Here is a 297-nt window from a genome sequence, read left to right as displayed (position 1 = left end):
CTGATGATGAAGCAATAATGAAAAAAGCATCAGAAATGCTTGATAATGCATTAACAAAAGCAGAAGTTGAAGAAGTAGTTAATAAAATAAACAAAGAAGTAGAAGATAAAAAATCAGATCCAGAAAAAGAATTAAAAGAAATTAAAGAACAAGCAAAAGAAGAAATCGATAAATTAGATTTAAGTCAAGTACAAAAAGATAAATTTAAATCATTATTAGATGAAGCAAAAGATAAAAATGCAGTAAATAAAGTAAAAGAAGATGCACAAGAATTATTAGATGCAATAATTGATGCAA

The 297-nt window shown here is 24.6% G+C and carries 1 protein-coding gene; it reads left to right on the top strand.

Translation table 11 applies throughout. The features are described from left to right. Positions 1–297, top strand: a 297-nt coding sequence (locus HMPREF3045_RS04005) for a GA module-containing protein (protein ID WP_218970139.1), incomplete at both ends; no start/stop codon positions are given.

Source organism: Anaerococcus sp. HMSC075B03 (genome assembly GCF_001815585.1).
GTDB classification, from domain to species: Bacteria; Bacillota; Clostridia; order Tissierellales; family Peptoniphilaceae; genus Anaerococcus; species Anaerococcus vaginalis.
This window is presented reverse-complemented; position numbering and strand designations above follow the sequence as displayed.